Source organism: Sorangiineae bacterium MSr12523, from assembly GCA_037157775.1.
Lineage (GTDB): Bacteria > Myxococcota_A > Polyangia > Polyangiales > Polyangiaceae > Pendulispora > Pendulispora brunnea.
Map to the genome: position 1 here is coordinate 3,986,570 of CP089982.1, position 17,601 is coordinate 4,004,170.

At 61.1% G+C, this 17,601-nt stretch carries 7 protein-coding genes; 2 read left to right on the plus strand and 5 right to left on the minus strand.

Features of this window, described 5'->3' with window-relative positions; all coding sequences use genetic code 11:
* Nucleotides 1-883: 883 nt before the first annotated feature.
* The 3 genes from LZC95_16085 to LZC95_16095 all read right to left on the minus strand — a co-directional run bounded on the left by LZC95_16085 (nt 884) and on the right by LZC95_16095 (nt 11,008).
* A complete protein-coding gene (locus LZC95_16085) occupies nt 884-7,309 on the minus strand; it encodes a hypothetical protein (protein ID WXA98343.1) in 6,426 nt (2,141 codons plus the stop codon).
* A 975-nt stretch (nt 7,310-8,284) separates the two neighbouring features.
* Nucleotides 8,285-8,575, minus strand: coding sequence for a hypothetical protein (locus LZC95_16090; GenBank protein ID WXA98344.1), 291 nt, complete (start codon nt 8,573-8,575; stop codon nt 8,285-8,287).
* Between the two features lie 702 nt (nt 8,576-9,277).
* On the minus strand, nt 9,278-11,008 hold the full coding sequence (locus LZC95_16095) for a sigma 54-interacting transcriptional regulator (protein ID WXA98345.1): 1,731 nt from the start codon (nt 11,006-11,008) through the stop codon (nt 9,278-9,280).
* Nucleotides 11,009-11,143: 135 nt separating this feature from the next.
* On the opposite strand from LZC95_16095, the gene LZC95_16100 reads away from it, so the two are divergent.
* Nucleotides 11,144-12,754, plus strand: a complete 1,611-nt coding sequence (locus LZC95_16100) for a serine/threonine protein kinase (GenBank protein WXA98346.1) — start codon at nt 11,144-11,146, stop codon at nt 12,752-12,754.
* A 289-nt stretch (nt 12,755-13,043) separates the two neighbouring features.
* Here LZC95_16100 and LZC95_16105 read toward each other — a convergent pair whose 3' ends face one another.
* Entirely contained in the window at nt 13,044-14,372 is a 1,329-nt protein-coding gene (locus tag LZC95_16105; protein ID WXA98347.1) for a sigma 54-interacting transcriptional regulator, read from the minus strand.
* A 176-nt stretch (nt 14,373-14,548) separates the two neighbouring features.
* Between LZC95_16105 and LZC95_16110 the strand changes: the two genes are divergently transcribed.
* Nucleotides 14,549-16,147, plus strand: coding sequence for a serine/threonine protein kinase (locus tag LZC95_16110; GenBank protein ID WXA98348.1), 1,599 nt, complete (start codon nt 14,549-14,551; stop codon nt 16,145-16,147).
* Here LZC95_16110 and LZC95_16115 read toward each other — a convergent pair.
* Entirely contained in the window at nt 16,134-17,594 is a 1,461-nt protein-coding gene (locus LZC95_16115) for a sigma 54-interacting transcriptional regulator (GenBank protein WXA98349.1), read from the minus strand. The two genes, LZC95_16110 and LZC95_16115, sit on opposite strands and share 14 nt — an antisense overlap.
* Between the last annotated feature and the right edge of the window lie 7 nt (nt 17,595-17,601).

Here is a 17,601-nt window from a genome sequence, read left to right on the forward strand (position 1 = left end):
GCCATCTGTGAGGGCTGGACCGCAAGGCTCTCCAATCTGCGATAGTGTGAATTGATAGCAATTGCCAACCCAGGAGCCACCTTGAGGGCCCGAACTGAAATCGGGGCGCAACCACCCGCAGCGCGCGCGCGCTCGTTCCCCCGATCTTGCGCAATGCACATCGTATGTGCATCGCTCTCCAGGATTGAGCGGACCACTTAGCACATCGGCGCATGCGGCATCCACAGCGCGATCTTCAGCTGCGGTGGTCTTCGGAGAGGCCATGCCGTCCGAGCACTGAGCCGTGCGTGCACGGACGGCATCCGCGCACGCGGTTGCTGCCGGACCATCATAGATCGCCGGGTATGGGCCTGGCTTGAGCGGTAACCACGAACCCAGCGGGGCGCCTTGCAAGCACTTCTCTTGATTAAAGACGATCTTTGCGCTTTCGCAGCAATTGCGGAGCGAATCGCAGAACGCGGTGCGAAGGAGCTCCGTCGCCGTCCTTGCGTCCATCGGCGTAGCCTCGTCGGAACTCGAACAGCCTTGAGCTCCTACGGTCAGCCCCATGGCTAACGAGATGGCAACGACACCAACCTTACGACTGGAACGTACCATATTATCCGGCGGGGTATCGTATGGGTAAGTTGCATATTTCTTGCGCCAGCTCATCCGGAAGATAGTTCGGGAATTCTTCGATAAATTGATGGACGTCTTTTTGTAGCTGACGGAGTGAATTGATTTGCGACTCTCCTTCGTATCGCAAAGTGTCCTGACATCGCAGCCGCAGCCATTCGAGATCTAGCCGTGGCGCCCCGGGTACCTGCTCGAGACTGGATAGATGTGACCTCAGTCGCTCCAGAGAATGACGGATGGAAGGCATGGGATTCCTTTCGGAAGGCACTTAGTGGGTGTCACGAACCATCCATTTGATACCATCTCTCTCCTCTTTGTAGAGGAACCGTGTCCCCACGTGGCGTCCAGCAACGTCGAGGGAGGTCCAGCCACTGTACCCCCCAGGGCCTCTCCCCGTCAGCAAGTGCTCGTTTCGCGCCGCGAGCCGGGTCGCGGCTGCGGCATCCCCAGTCCGGCGGGCCTGCAGATCAGCCATAATGTCGAAGACTTCACCGTGCAATGCCTTCGGGACGCCGTCAAATGGATGCGGTGTTGAGCCGGCAGGGCGATCTGGTCGAAGTGACGGGACGAGCTCCTCGACTGTTGGTCCCCTACCAGAAAGCGGAATCTTTGCCGATCCGGTTTCGTCCGCCACAAATTCGGCGAAGGTTCGGGTGACCAATCGCCGCGTGACAGCTCTACCGACCGCCGTGAGCCCTCCGGCCGCGATGTCAATTGGATCGAGTGCCGGTCTCTCCAGAGGGCGATCAATGCTTGCTGTGTACCTTGCGAATGCGGCGTTTACGTTCGCACGCGCGATCGTGCGCGCCTCCATAAGCCCGATGGGCTCCCATAGAGTATCCAGATGAATGATGCGCAAGTCCTTCGGTGGCGCACACCATGGATTTTTGCCGCACTCCCTCCACCACGTTGGGTCGCGTGCAAGTTCTTCACGCGTAAGCGTGCTTTGAGTGAAGACTGCCTGGTCTCGATCGGTGCGTTTGTACAATTGCACCTGGATCGGTAGCAATCCGGAGACGAGTAGGTACGTTCCGCCACCGGTTTGGGTCCATCCGAGCGATTGAGCCTCCGAACCTGCGAAGAAACTACTCCAGCCCAAGTCCCATCGGGTATCTCCCCCGATGCAGAAGTCGCATGCGGCGAGTCCATTGGGATCTACGAGCCGCTGAGGCGATCCGAGGACATACGCGTACGGGTTCAGATCGCTTTCGAGTTTATGCACGGTCAGCGGGTCTGCGCTCGCCCATTGCCCGAGCGCGGGTATATAATAGCGTGCACCGAAGTAGGTGAGACCGACTCCGACATCGTCCTCCTTGCCCGTAAATCGGTAGTGTTCTCGAAAAGCCTTCCAGCGCTCGGGGCGATAGTCACTTTCCGTCTGGCCATAGGCGAGATAGGTGGTTCGTTCGACGAGCTCTCCAGTCCACTTGTCAATGACGGAGCTGGTCGATCCCATGGGATCGGTTAACTCAAAAAATACGTGCTGAGCACCGCCGATCGATCCCTGGACTGGGCCAAGCGGCATATCTTCATCGTACACGACGCGCGCCAAAGAATTGCCATTTGAAATCAAGTATAGAGTGACCGTATCTTTGTTGCGCTTATAGTCGCCGTTTTGAAATGGTGCATTGTCAAGACGAAGCGTCGGGAAAATTTCGCTTGAATACGTTCGCGAATGAGTTTGCGGGTCCTCAACGGACTTCGTGACGCGCGTACCTGCCGAGTCGTACGTATAATGAAAGTCGGCCCCGCGGTCGCCGCCACCCGGGATGGGTTCACGCTTGGCGCGCACCATCTGTCCGACCTCGTCCCAATCGTAGGAGAAATTGATGTCGACCGAATTGCCATTGGGGCCGAGCTTTCGGAGGAAGAGCCCAACGAGATTACCCGTTCGATCATAGGTGGCTTCCGTGCGGCCGGTGAGCCCCACCGCGGAAGCTGCCCGATTGGGGCCATCCTTGGCCGGAGTTCCATAATTTATAGAGCCTACGGAGCGGTCGTGAAAGGCGTGGCTATCGTCATCCGACTTGATGAGATTGCCTTGCCAATCGAAGTCGTAACTTTGCCACTTTACCCGCTTTGTCTGGGGTCCTCCCGGTATCGGTCGTGTGTCGCCAGCCTTGGCCTCGGCGGCGAAAGGTGAAACCTGCTTGTCGTCGGTGCCCCCGTAATCGTAGTCCACGCGGCGAAGCTGGTTCAGATCGTCATAGCTCATTTGCTGCGAGACCGGCTTCGCTCCTTCCGGCCATTCCGTCGCGGTACGGTTATCGCTTACGCGTTTCGGATTGTCCGCCGCGTCGTAGCTGAAGGTCCAGTCCTGGAGAACCTTTGGCGTGCCGGCTACCGTGGTGGCCATGCGTAAGAGGCGCCTTTGCTCGTCCGGCTCGTAGGTGATCGCTGGGCTCGCTGTTTCGCCATAGTCGACGCGAAGAACAAAGCCGTCCGCGCCGACCTTTCTTCCTAAGACAATGTTTCCATAACTGGAGCCAACGGTTTTCGTGGTGCCTCGTTTCGAATAGGTGGTGACCACCATATCGTTGCTAACGAGCCATCCAGCGTCGACCGGGGTGCCGTAAAGCTCTTGCACTTCCGTGGAGCGTGCGCCGACGGAACGCGCCTTTTCTCGGTCTGCTTGATCGTACGACGATGCAGTGCGGTACCAATGTGGCGCGTACTCTCCGCCTGGCTCGGCGGATGGCGGGCCCCCTCCTCCTCCGAGGGCTTGGTCCTCGGGATCGGGTAGGGCGAGTCGTCGCTCCATGACCGTGATGCGCCCGCGGCCATCGTAGGTGTACCTCGTGTGTTGCGCCCGGTCATACGATGCGGCGAGCTTTCCAGCGAAGAGGGCAGGGTTCCCAGCTGCGTCGCCTTCGGGCCTATCGTAAACGAACAGGTTTGTGACGTGGCCGTTGTATGGACGTTGGGTCCGAAGGCACGGCGAGTACGTTTCCGAGATCAGACGCCCGGCTCCATCCCATTCCGCATTCTTGCCACATCCGCGGGCATCGCTCGTTCCGACAAGTTCGTTCGAATCGTTGTAGGCGTAGCGCCATGCCCTAACGTTGGCGGTGCCACGGTTGATCGACGTGTTCGGCTCTTCATTTTGGACGAGGCGCCCCCATGAGTCGTACCGCATCTCCCGTACGTAGGTATCGGCACCCGCGCTGTGTGAACGCCTGACCGCCTTCACTTCACCCGTAGGCAGATAGGTTGTCTCGGTCGAAATCGTATCCGCCGTCCCATTCTGATTCGTGGTACGGAACGCGAGCCTCGTACGTCCGTGCCCATCCTGCACGGTTCGCGTCGGATGCGGTGTTGCCCCCTGCACTAGGTCCGCGGCGTCGTAGCTCTCCTGGGAGAGGGCGTGATACAGGAGCTTACTTCGTGGCTCGTTCGCAAGTCCGAACGTATCCGTGACGCGGCCGAAGGGATCATAGACTGTGCGGGTCGAGGGCGAGATTCCGGCGGGCGGGGTGGCGCTAGCCGGATCAACCGGGGCAAAGTACGGTTGGAACGTGCGGACGACGAAGCCTCGATTGTTCCTCTCCACCTTGTCGCTCACGATGTAAGGCGCTTCGTCGCCCGCGGACGTGTCGGCTTCGGAAACACTAGCTGCGATCTGGCCGAATGAATCCGTGTACGTCCAGGTCGAGTGGTAATGCAGCTCGCTGTTATCGTCGTTGTCTCGCTTTTCAACGCGCACGCGCTGGTATGGCCCACCGGCCACGTCGACGTAAGTAATCCTCACGGAGGGATCGCTCTCCGCGAGCACGCCAAGCTCGGCATTTGGCTTGTAACTGGCGGTCATCCGACCGAGACCGTCATAGACTGCGGTACTCTTTGCCCCAGTTGGCGCGATGGTTTCCGTCGCAACTTCGAGGCCACGATCGTACAACGTAGTGGTCGTGAGGCCCGCGCCTCCGCATCCACGTGTGTACACCGTTTGGGATACCGGGAGTTGGCCGTAGGCGACGTCGTAGCTCGTATCGGTGCAACGCACTCCGTTTCCGCTCTTCACGCGAGTCTGATTGCCGAACTCGTCGTAAGTGACCTCCGACAGAAGGAGGTTTGTTCCGTCTTGCGATGCATCTGCGGGCAGCGGCGCAACTGCGGCGGAGTCTTGATGGAAGCGCAGAAGTGGTATCGTTCCCGTTAGATCGCTGAATGTTTTTACCGTGTTTCCGGTGGCGTCGTACTCAAAGTGAGAATGCCGCAAATTGGTGCCGCCGGACGCGTCCCGAACATAAGTGTCTTTCGGTCGCCATAGCCATCGAGAGGTGTCGCCCGCAGGAATTGTCCAGTCCGAGGCATTCACGATTGGAGAGTCAGGCGTCACGACCGGGTCGTACGATGTGGCGACGCCCGAATCTGTGGCCACCGTCAGATTCCCAAAGAGATCGAGCTCCTGCGACGTCCGAAGTACGACGGCACGACTCTGAGAATCGATCCTATCGCGCCCGCTCACGGTTAGCTCGTCGGAGACGAGATCGGTGACATCGATTTCACGGCCGTCGCTGACGTAGTTTGCCGTGTCAAAGATCCAAGTATCGGTCGATTTCGTGTAAACTCTCCGAACGCCCCGGCCATCCAAGCCCGTATAGAGCTTGTCCATCTGGTAGTAGCCGTGGGCCAGCGACGCGTGCTTTACTGGGCTTCCCCCCGATTGATCGACGGTGACGGGCAAACCGCGAATGGCTGAGTGAGGGTCGTCCACGCTTTCCGGGCAGGGGACCTCTTTGCCACCACTATCTTGGCAGCTCGCGATCAGATAACGGGTATCCGTGATGCTATAGCCGCCGCCGTCGTGCACGGCGAGCGTGCGGACTTTTCGGAATCCTGCGAACCTAGCATCGCGATATCCGTAAACTGGCTCGCTGTAGTCGTAAAACGTCTCGAACGGTCCGCCGGTACTTTGTACATCCCCGTTGCTCTTCGTACTGATGGTGTTGACTGGGGTAATGAAGGTAGGTACTCCCGGCACGATCTTCGGCGTGTCGTAGATGATCTTCGTAATTGCTCCGAGACCGTTCTCGAAGCTTTCCAACAGTCCGGTCGGTTCGGGCGCCCCCCAGTCGACTTCGATGGTAACGAGTTTTTGATATTTGGCTGAGTCCGATGTGTCCGTAATAACTGTGATGAGTTGCGTGCCTACTTGTCTCTCACTTGGAATGAAGTCGAGCCGCATCGGCTGATACCAGCTGCCATAGGAACCTCCGGGGCCAGGCACTCGGTAAACCGCGGCCCAATTGGCGACTCGATCCGGCGTGATCCGAATGTCGGCCTGCCAACTAAGACCATTGGCCCAAGATATGTAGATGCCCAGCTCAGGGTTGTGTACTTCCTCGTAGTCGTTGTTTCGAAGCTCGATCTTGTCGGCTAAGCCATCGCCGTTTAGATCTTGGAAGTACACGGGATATTCGGTGAGCCACTGGTGCACGCCCGTCCGGCCGCCAGAAATACTTCGTGACGCACCGAACCGGCCATTTCCCAGGCCATATGATACTGACCAACGTTCCTTGTAGAAAGTGGAACCCGGTTCGACGGCTTCCCATTCACGTCGGATTGCGTCGGGGATGCCATCCCCGGACAGGTCCGCGTAAAAGGGTGTTACTTCGGCTCGCGGGCTCGGGCCTGGAGACTCATCAGGTGGAATGCACGCGACGTTGGGATTGGCGGGCCCGCGCGCATATGGGATAGCTCTGCCTGCCTCATCTCGCGTCGAGAAGAAATCGCACTCGCGGATGGCAAATGTGTCGTTCGGATAATGTTTTACGACCGCTGTGTGAGCATCGGGAAGGCCGTCTCCGTCAATATCTCGTATGTCGCCGCCGCCTTGCGCGTTAATATTTAGCCAATCGTGGTTTGGGAGCACGTGCGGGGTTCCCACCCAAGACCACGTGTCTGCGCCAGAACCCGTAGCCTTTGGTGAGTAGACCGTGTAGTTTCCTGCCGAATCGGGCTGGCCGGAGGTTCCCCACATCAAAATATTGACTTGACCGTCATTGTTCCACGGCCCGAGCTTACCCCAGGTCAACATCGACCCGAAGTCGTGCGGACCACCCTGGATGTTCATGTTCTGCTTTTCCCAGCCGAACCCGGTAGCAAGGCCCAACGTATTGGGAGAGGTCGCAGTGGTGGCGATCACATCAGGCCTGCTGTCTGCGTTAACATCCGTGAACATGACCGCGTTCTGACCGGGACGATCGTTGAGAAATTGCCGCTCGAACAACGTACTATTTACGAATGTTGTACTCGGGACGGCGCGACGTCCAGAGTACGTCATATTCGCAATGGATCGTGTTTGCGTCACGCAGTCTGCGTTCGGAATGTTGAGGCTATCGTCTTCTCGAATCTCTGGGCACGCTCCCGTCAAATGTACCGATCTCAGCCACCAGCCAATTCTCCCCCGGTGTTCTCGGTCATGTAGGTAAGAAAGTGTGTATCTGCGAATGAGATGTCGTTTGGTCTTTTCGGGGTTTTTGAAGTCGACGCTCGTGACATCTACATGTTCGAGATGTGCCGCACGACGAGCGTGCCAGACCGCAGCGTCAGGAAAAAGCTCTCCCTGCTCGGGCGGAGCAAGGTTGTACGCAAGGCGCGTATGGTGCGCAAACTGCTCGAGTGGGATCTCGGCAGGCTTGTCCGTCCTCGCGCTGGCAGGCGGAGTGTCGAAAATGTCCGTGAGGTAGCCCATAGGGCTATTGGAGATTCTCTGCCATCGATACAGGACGACATTAGAGCCGCCGTTTCCCCATAGGCGCACAAGATTCCATCGAAAGACGGGAGGGGTGTTGCTGTCGTGCAATCGGTCGAGATCTGCGCCGCTATCATCGGAGGGGTTGTCCGACGGAACTCCGAACTCTGCCACGATGCCGGATTTGCTGTAGGACTTCCAAGTGCGATGGTCCTGAGACCAAAAGTAGCGGACCGAATCATCGACGCGGGTCCGAAAATAGAACCACCCTGACAAAGCTTCCGGAAGCTGTTCGCCGGGAAGCAGTGCTTCGTTACGGAGACATTTACCGGCCCACGCCGTGCATATTGGAACTAGTTCGGTGCCGTTGACGGTGAATCGATCGGTGATGTTCGGAGAGCCAACTGCCGGATCATTGTAGGTAGGGCCGCCACCACGATTCTCGCGTTCGATTCTTGGAATGGGAAGGTTCCAACCTTGCCCAATTTCGGTGTCTGAGCCAAGGGACGAATAGGCTAGTCCGAGGCTTGGTTGCGCCTGTCCCCGAGCGCGCGGCAGCTGAAAGGGGATCGATGCGGTTGCCGCACCAGTTGTTGGCGAAACGCCGAGATCTCCGGCGCGATTCTCGTGTGCCGTGGGCGCTCCGAGCGACGCGGGAAGAATAGGACGGTCACCCGGGGGGCCTGCCGCGAGGAGAGCCGCCTTATTCGTGTCCGTCGTCTCTCCAGCCGCTCCCGCGTCGGCAGTGGATCCTTGAGATGAAACGCTCTGCCCGGGATCCGCGAGCGCCGAGAATGGTGCGAAGGCGACAATGGCCCCTGCCAGCGCGTAGATGGCGCAATGAGCTGCAAAGTGCGACATCAATCGCGAGCGCCGGCGAGGCAGGGCAACGGTCGAAACGGCACGGCGGGTTCTTTTCATAGGACCTAACTCACGGATGGAGGCTTGACGGCGTTGATTCGAAGATCGGGACGCCTATCGGCACGTCCGGGAAATCTGTGCTTGGGCGGCGCGGCATTGCGCGGCGAGCTTGTTGCGACCTGCGGGATCCTTGGCGGCAATCTTGAACGCACTGCGTGTGGCCTTGGCTCGCTGTTGCGCGACCTCCGGGCCAACGGCGCTCAAGCAATTTCGCTCAGCGGCCAAATAGGCCTGGCATTCCGCTACGAGATCTCCGTCATCGTCATCGGCCCCTGCCGAGCATCCCGCGGAGCTCACCAAGGTTACCAGCAGGCAAGTAAGAACCCCGAACGCGTACTTTGTCATGGAGGCTGCTCCTCTAGAAACTGTCCGCCATGCCTATACGGCGATGAGAAACGGAGACTGCGTTGAGGGCGCAGTGAAAGGTAGGGTGTCCCAGGGCGCGTGTTCTTGTGATTGAGCGAATGGGAGGCCCACGCGATTACGCCGACGAGGAACGAAAGGCATTGTCGCGAGTTAGTTCGACCCTCGAGTGGAACTGTTGCCCAAAATGCGACCGCGCTTGCGCGGCTAACGGATAGTCAGCGCGAACACGCAGGAGCCGACGGGAATGTCCGGCGGACGGCACATAGCTGGCCACTCTGGGCCATGTCGCCTCATGTGCGCAAAATGAGGGCTGCGCTCGGTGCATCGAGGTACTGGCGCGAGGCGCGGGAGGAATCCGAAGGCCCATTTCGTCATTGCGTTCCCCCGTGTTTTCCCGCGCCGGAAATGCGGAAAGGCAAATTGAGCGTCCCCCCCAAGAGGGTGGTGGTGGAATTAGCCATAGTGGAGGGGGCGCTCGGTTCGCCTCCTGAGCAAGCGATGGGCCATCGGCGGATTTCTCGGGGGTCTTAGCGAGGAGGTGTGTAAGGGAGACGGGCGGAGAATCTTTGCGTGTCTCTTTTTCGGACGCCGGCCTGCCCCATGGATCGTACGGAGCTCGGACGGTCTGGCCGAAACTGGGCGATTTGCCGGATGGCTACCCGTCCGAAATTCGGACGCTGCTCACTTCTTGTTCGGATAAAGCCGTGCCCGCCGAATCCCGAGCAATGCCGCGGCGCGCGTCTTGTTGCCGCCGCTGCTCCTCAAAGCGGCTTCGCGGTTCATCTCCTGGAGCCGCTCCTCGTTCATCGGTAGCTCGATGTGCGTCGCTCGGGCGTCACGCGGCGCTTCGAAATGGACGGCCGCAGCCCGGGCGACCACCAGGGGAAAGTCCGTGACGTCGATGACGGGGCCATCTCCCAGGACGAGGGCGTGCTCGATGACATTGCGCAGTTCGCGGACGTTGCCCGGCCAGGGGTAGCGACGAATGGCCTCGAGGGCCTCGGGCGAGAATCCCGTGATGCGGCGGCCGCTGCTGGCGGCGAAGTCGCCCAGGATCTGCTCGGCGAGAAGGATGACGTCGTCGCCGCGCTCGCGCAGGGACGGAACGGTGGTCTTGATGACGGAGATACGGAAATACAAATCTTGGCGGAAGCTGCCATTCGCGATCATCTCTTCGAGATCGCGGTTCGTGGCGGCCAAAATTCGCGCCTGCATGGGAATCGACTTCGTCGAGCCGAGGCGCTCGAATTGTTTCGCTTCCAATACGTGAAGCAATTTGGCCTGGCTCGCGAGGGGCAATTCGCCAATTTCGTCCAAGAAAAGCGTGCCGCGTTCGGCGGCCTCGAATGCGCCGGCCTTGGAGGCGACGGCGCCCGTGAATGCGCCGCGGCTATGGCCGAACAATTCGCTTTCGATCAGGTTCTCCGGAATGGCTGCACAGTTGAGCGCTCGAAACGGTTCCGTCTTGCGAGGACCCGATTCGTGAATGAGCCGTGCGACGAAGCTTTTGCCTGCACCGGTCTCGCCCAGCAAGAGAACGGTGGCATCCGAGACTGCGAGTCTCGGAATCATGCGGACGACCTCCTCCGCGCTGGCTGATGCTCCGAGAAACGCCCGCGCGCTGCCGACGGCTTGGCGGCGGTAGGTTTCACGCTCGTCTTGAACTTGATGCAGCGTTGCAATTTGTGCGAATCGCGAGGAGCAAAGGGCCGCTGCGATGACGAGTAGTCGACGTAGGGAATCCTTCACCTGGTCGACGGGCACGCGCGTCGTGAATGCGAGCCAACCTGTCGGCGCCCCGTGGGTGGGGACGAAGATGGTCGTCCCATTCCTGTCCGCCTGCGCCTCCGGAACGGGCTCCACCTCGCCGGCGGACGGTGGCGGTCGGTTCACGGCCAAGATTTTCGCGTCGTCGCAACCAAGTTGTCCCTTGGCCCAGCCGTCGAGGGCCGCCTCGAGCTCCGCAACGCTGACTGCGCCGCCGATGGCGCTGTTGAGCGCGAATACGGCTGCGAGGCCTCGCACGTCGGTGGCCTGGCCGCTGAGCAGGGCGGGCAGGTTGATCGTCGTCCCGTGGTAGTCGTGGATGCTCGGGAGCTCGGCTTCACCCGAGGTGCCGGCCACGACGATCACCGTTTCACCCACGACGATGGGCTCACCGATTCCAACTTCCGCCTCGAACACCTCGCGATCGTGTACGAGGAGGGGGGTCGCACCGTCGCAGACGCGCACGTAGGCGCCACCCTGCGTTGCGTGCACGTGGAAGTGATGTCGCGACACACTGCGGTCGCTGAGTACGAGGTGGGCCTCGCGCGACCTCCCGACCGTCTTTACCTGCTCATGAATGATAGCCTGCGTTCCGGCATCCGGGCCGCGGGCCACCACCAAACGTGCACTTGGACCAGCTTTCACGAGGCTGGGATACCACACAGTCGTGTCTCACTCGAATTCCGGCCCGCTTAATGGCGGTTCCGGCACCTGCGTCGAAACCCACCGCCAGCCGCCTTGACGCACCTACCTTGGTCCTGTGAAGTTCTGCGAGGGCCGATGCCGACGCCGCCTTCCCGTTCCGCGAGTTCTCACCGTGCGCTCGCACGCATTGGGACAATCGTCCAGAAATGCCGCATCGAGCGGGTGATCGGGATGGGCGGCATGGCCGTTGTGTACGCTGCGACACGGGACGACGGAGTGCGCGTCGCGATTAAGTTTCTTCTCGAGCACGCTCGCGACAACCCGGACATGGTGCGGCTGCTTCGTAGGGAGGCGAACGTGGCCAACCAAGTCGGGCATCCTGGCGCGGTACCGGTGCTGGACTGCAACGTGGACGAGGAGGGCTGCGTGTTCCTCATCATGCCGTTGCTCGAGGGTGAGAGCGTGCGTGCACGGTGGGAGCGTGCGGCCTTTCGCATGCCGCTCATGGAAGTCGGGGCGCTTGTGTCAGATGTGCTCGACGTGCTCGCGAGTGCGCATGTGCGCGAGATCGTTCACTGCGATATAAAGCCGGAGAATCTCTTCATTGCTTCGGAGGGCGATACGCGTGTGCTGGACTTCGGGATCGCCCGGCGCACCGATCGCGATGGAAGTGCCACAGCGACGGGTCAGATGATCGGCACGCCCGCGTTCATGTCGCCCGAGCAGGTTCTCGGAACGCGCGATAAACTTGGTCCCGCAAGCGATTGCTGGGCCGTCGGAGCGACCATCTTCTCGCTGCTGTCCGGTGAGCTCGTCCATGGCGCGGAAGGTCCATCCGCGCAGATTGCCGCCGTCGCAACGCAACGCGCGCGCTCAATTGGCGATGTGCTCCCGAGCCTTCCGCCATCCGTGGTGCGGTTCATCGACAAGGCCCTGGCGTTCGAGGCGAAAGACCGGTGGCCATCGGCGCGTGAGATGCGCGAAGCATGGCACGCGGCTGTGGAAGGTGCCTTCGGGGAGCCCGTCGATGACCTCACCATGCGCGTTCGCGCGCAGTTCGCTGCCGAGTTGTCACAGGAGGTGGAAGCGACTCGCGTCAACCGTGCGCCTTCGACGGAAAAACCAAAATCGACGATTCCGACGTCACGTTCTAGCTGGCACAGATTCGTGCATCCGGACATCGAAGCGAGGGCACGCATCCCGCAGCTTTTCGGCGGGATGACCGACTCCGCCAATCGGGTCTTAGCCGAGCTCGGCCTCGGTCAATTTACCGAGGCGGGGTGGTTCATTCCCGATACGCGATTGTGGTGGCCCATGGATCGTCACGTCGCCGCGACCCACGCGCTCATCGAGGCCGTCGGTCCCATCAAAGGGATGGACATCGGCAAGCGGGCCGAGAAATTCGTCGATCTCCCGCCGGATCCGATGATGCACAACATCTACGCGACCTTGGAAGCCATCGATGTGGCTTACCATCTCAATCATCGAAGAAACGGTGAGCCGTTGTTCGATATCGAATCAGGTCGCATGGTCGAAGGTATTGGGCATTACCATTACCGAGGAAAAGGCGACACCGATCTATCCATCGTGATGGAGTGCGAAAATCCGTATCCCTGCGAGATGGACCACGGCATCATTCTGGGCTTTGCCCGACGCTTCCAGCCGCTCGCCGTCGTGGAACACGTCCCGGGTCGCTGCCGCAAAGACGGGGCCGATAGCTGCGTCTACCACGTCAGCTGGTGGTGACCTGACATGGCCGCGCGTGGCCGCGGACGAAAATAGAGCGCCCCTCCAAGAGAGGTGGTGGAATTGGTCATAGTGGAGGGGCGCTCGCCATGGCCTTGAGCAAGGGCTGGACCAGCCGCGTTTCACCCGGGCCACGCCGTGAAATCGCGCACTTTGCGCCGGCGCGCCAAGCCGGGTGTCCGCTTTTCGGACGGAGCCCCTCGGGTGGCCGTCCGGATCGAAGACACTCCGTCGAATCGGGCCGACATTTCGCGTCGAAAAAGCGCGCTGTCCGAAAACCGGACAGCCCTTATTTCTTGTAGAGCCGCGCCCGTCGGATGCCGAGCAGCGCCGCGGCGCGCGTCTTGTTTCCCGCGCATCGGCGCAGGGCCGCCTCGCGGTTTCGCTCGTTGAGGCGATCCTCGTTCATTGGCAGCTCGACCCAGCCTCCGTCGTTCTCGTCGCCCAGCACAGCCGGCAGCTCGCTGGCCTCGATGCGCGCACCGTTCCCCAAGGCGAGGGCGCGCTCGATGGCGTTGCGCAGCTCGCGGACGTTGCCCGGCCACGGGTAGCGCTGCAAGCTTTCCAAGGCCGCCGGCGAGAAGCCTCGTACGCGGCGTCCGCTGCTCTCGGCGAGATCCGTCAACATCCGCGTGGCGAGCAGCGCGATATCGTCGCGGCGTTCACGCAGGGGGGGAATCTCGATTTTGAAGCCGGAGATGCGCGAATACAGATCACCACGAAATGCGCCCGCCGCGATCCTCTCCTCCAAGTCGCGGTGGCTCGTTGCGAGGACACGCGCATCGAGCTCCTTGGCCTCCAGAAGGTGAAGAAGTTGGTCCTGGCTGGCCAGCGGCAATTCGCCAACTCCGTCGAGAAGAAGCGTGCCTCGTTCCGCGGTCTTGAAACCGCTCTCTTTTCCATTTTCGACGATGGCGGCGCAATTCACGATGCGAAGTGGCTCGTTCTTGCGGGGCCCCGATTCGTGAATCAAACGCGCGACGAAGCGCTTTCCAACGCCGACTTCGCCGAGCAATAGCACGGCCGCATCCGAGATGGCGAGCCTCGGAATCGCGTGGGCGATTTCTTCGGCCCCCGCCGACGTTCCCAAGAATGCGCGCGCGCTGCCAATGGCTTGCCGTCGAAAGGTGTCGCTCTCCTCCTGCACCACGCGAAGCTTTGCAATTTGCGCCCAGCGCGCCCCGCAGATGGCGCCTGCGAGGACGAGCAGTTCGCAAAGTGAATCCTTCGCCCCATCGACGGGCGCGCTCGTCGTAAAGGACATCCAACCTGCGGACGCACCGTGCGCGGGGACGAAGATGGTCCCGCCATCCGCTCCTGTCCGCACCTCCAAGACGGCCTCCTGGTCGCGTCCGTTTGGCCATGCCGCTTCCATATCGAGGAATTTCGCATCGTCGCAACCGAGTTGCGTTTTTGCCCAGCCGGCGACCGCCGTCTCGAGTTCTGTGACGGTGTTCGCGCCCCCAATGGCCCGATTCAGCGCAAACACTGCCGCCAACTCGCGAACATCGGCGGTCGGTTTGCTCAGAAGGGAAGGCAGGTGCGGGGTCGTTCCATTGCCGACGCGCGCATACACATCGCGTCCCAGTTCGTGAAGGTGGAAGGGTTGTCGCGACACGACCTATCGCTGAGCACGCGGCGTGCCTCGCCGTAGACGGTCTTGATCGCCCACCGCGCCTCCCAAGCCGGAACGGCCCCTTCCGTCTGCGGAACGAATCCTTCCCCAAGGTCGGGACGGCATGGCTTGACGCTCGCCCGGAGCGTGGCCCATCCTTGGTGGCCCAGAAGGCTCCGATGTCAGTGTTTTCTCGCTCGCAGCGTGCACTCGCACGCATTGGAACGGTGGTCCACAAGTGCCGAATCGAGCGGCTGATCGGCATTGGCGGAATGGCCGCGGTCTATGCGGCGACCCGAGACGATGGCCAGCACGTGGCGATCAAGTTCCTCCTGGAGCGCTTTCACGAAGACGCCAATATGGTGCGGCTCTTCAGCCAAGAGGCCAATGTCGCCAACCAGGTGCAGCATCGCGGTGCCGTGCCGGTGCTCGATTGCAGCGTGGATGAAGAGGGCTGCGCGTTCCTCATCATGCCGCTGCTGGACGGCGAAACGGTGCGTGCGCGATGGGAGCGCTGCGACCAGCGCATGCCGCTGGCCGAGGTCGGTGTGATCGTGTCGGATACGCTCGACGTGCTCGCGAGCGCGCACGCACGTGGCATCGTTCATCGCGATATCAAACCCGATAATCTGTTCATTGTCTCGGACGGAGAGCTGCGCGTTCTCGACTTCGGAATCGCTCGGCGGAGCGATCGCGATGGGAGCGTCACCTTGACCGGTCACATGATCGGTACACCCGCGTTCATGTCACCCGAGCAGGCCATTGGCGATCGCCGAGCCGTCGGGCCTGCGAGCGATGCATGGTCGGTGGGCGCCACGATGTTCACCCTTCTGTCGGGCCAATTCGTGCACGAGACCGAGAGCAGCGCCGGGCAGCTTGCCGCGGCAGCGACCCGTCAGGCCCGTTCACTGGGAGACGTGGCTCCGCATTTGCCGCTTTCGATCGCGCGCTTCGTCGACAAGGCCCTCGCGTTCGATCCCAAGGACCGATGGCCTTCGGCGCATTCGATGCGCGAGGGATTGCACGCGAGCCTGGAAGGCATTCTCAACGAGCCAATGGCGACGATTGCCAGCCGCGTGCATGCGAAGTTCGCAGCCGATTTGGCGCACCAGACCGAGGCGACCTATGCCAAACAGTCGTTGCGGCAGCAGGACCTGAAATCGCATGTGCGGACTCCGGTTCGCCCCTGGATGCGATTCGTTCATTCGGATCTCGAGGTGAGCGCTTACCTGCCGAAGTTCTTCGGCGCCATGACGGGAACGGCGAGCCGTATCCTTGCCGACCACGGACTGGGTCAATTTGCCGACACCGGCTGGTTCGTTCCCGATACGCGTCCCTGGTGGCCCATGGAGCCCTACGTTCTGGTGCTCCACGAATTGATGGACGCGGTGGGTCCCATCAAGGCCATCGATATTGGCAAGCAAAAGGTGCAATACGTCCACCTCCCGCCCGATCTCGGAGTGCACGATATTCACGCGATGATGGCCGCGGTCGATGCCGCATACCATTTGAACCATCGCCGAAACGGTGAGCCTTTGTTCGACATCGCCTCAGGTCGCATGGTCGACATCATTGGCCACTATCATTACCGCGGTCGATTCGATACGGAGCAGTCCATCGCGATGGAGTGCGAAAACCCGTACCCGTGCGAGCTCGATCTGGGCATCCTCCTGGGCTTCGCGCGCCGCTTCGAACCGCGCGCCGTCGTCGAGCATGCTCCAGGGCCTTGCCGCAAAGAAGGCGCCGAAAGCTGCACGTACCACGTCACCTGGTGGTGAGCGATGGAAAGTCTTTGGGCTCCAATACCGGGCCGTCGCACAAAATGAGCGCGTGCTCGATGACCACGCGCAGCTCGCGGACGTTGCCCGGCCACGCGTAACGACGGAGTGCGTCGATGGCTCCCTCGGAGAAGCCGCATGCGCGGCCGGCGCCGCTCGCCGCGAGATCGTCCACGATCTGCCGAGCGATCATGGCGATGTCCTCGGGGCGCTCGCGCAAGGGCGGAATCCTGTGCGTCACGGACGAAATGTGAAAATACAAATCACGACGGAACGACCCTTCGTCGATCAACACGGCGAGGTCGCGCTTCGTCGTGCCGATGATTCGCGCTTGCAATGGGGTCGAGTGTTCCAGTGCGTGAAGCAGTTTTGCCTGATCGGCCAATGGTAAATCGCCAATCTCGTCCAAAACGAGGGTGCCACCCTCCAAGGCATTTTCCAAAATGCCGTCCCTCACGGCGGCGCAATCGACGATTCGCAATGGCTCGTTCTTGCGTGGTCCCGATTCGTGAATGAGGCGCGCGACGAAGCTTTTGCCGGTGCCGCTCTCGCCAAACAAAAGAACGGCATAATCCGAGATCGACAGTTTCGAAATGGCTCGGGCGACCTCGCGCGCGCCGGTCGATACACCGGCGAACGTGCGTGCGGTGCCCTCGACCCTCCGTCGGTAGGTGTCCCGTTCTTCCTCTCGCTCCCGCAGCACGGCCATTTGCGCAAACCGAGATGCACACAGCGCGCCGGCAAGGACGAGCAATCGATGCATCGAGTCTCGGACGCGATCCGCGGATTCGTTCGTCGTAAACACTATCCAGCCGGTTGGTGCTCCGGGGCATGGGACGAGGAGCGCCAATCCGCCATCGCGTGACTCGATAATGGGCTCCTCCGCCATGCTCGCAGAAGGAGGCGGCCTGTCCGCTTCGTTCGCGTCACCCGCCGTGCCAAAGGTCGCGCCCGTGCATGCCAGATGCACGCGCGCCCACCCATCCAATGCCGTTTCCAGCTGCGAATGGCTCTCCACATTCGCGATCGCGCGATTGAGGGCAAACACCGCCGCGAGCCCTCGCGCCTCGGCGGCATCCCCATCGAAAACGGCGGGGAGATTCATCGTTGTCCCGCGGTACGAGACGGGGCCTGCCGCGGCGTCCTCGTCGAGAGCGCGAACGACGACCATTACGGTATCCCCGACGACGATGGCATCGCCGATGCTCACGTCGGCCTCGAGAACCTCCTGCTCGTGAATCAGCAGCGGTGCCGCGCCTTCGCAAGCACGCACGTACACGCCATGTTCGGTGGCGTGAACGTGAAAATGATGCCGCGATACCGTGGCATCCGTGAGCACGAGATGTGCCTCGCGCGAGCGGCCGACGATTTTGACGTGCTGATTCACCACGAGCTGCGCGCCCGCATCCGGACCGCGGGCCACCACGAGCCGTGCACTTGGACCCATGCTCATG

Bases quoted from the DNA above. Each gene is read 5' to 3' on its own strand.
- LZC95_16085 (WXA98343.1), bottom strand. From the start codon at position 7,309: ATGGGCTACCTCACGGACATTTTCGACACTCCGCCTGCCAGCGCGAGG.
- LZC95_16090 (WXA98344.1), bottom strand. From the start codon at position 8,575: ATGACAAAGTACGCGTTCGGGGTTCTTACTTGCCTGCTGGTAACCTTG.
- LZC95_16100 (WXA98346.1), top strand. From the start codon at position 11,144: ATGCCGACGCCGCCTTCCCGTTCCGCGAGTTCTCACCGTGCGCTCGCA.
- LZC95_16110 (WXA98348.1), top strand. From the start codon at position 14,549: ATGTCAGTGTTTTCTCGCTCGCAGCGTGCACTCGCACGCATTGGAACG.
- LZC95_16115 (WXA98349.1), bottom strand. From the start codon at position 17,594: ATGGGTCCAAGTGCACGGCTCGTGGTGGCCCGCGGTCCGGATGCGGGC.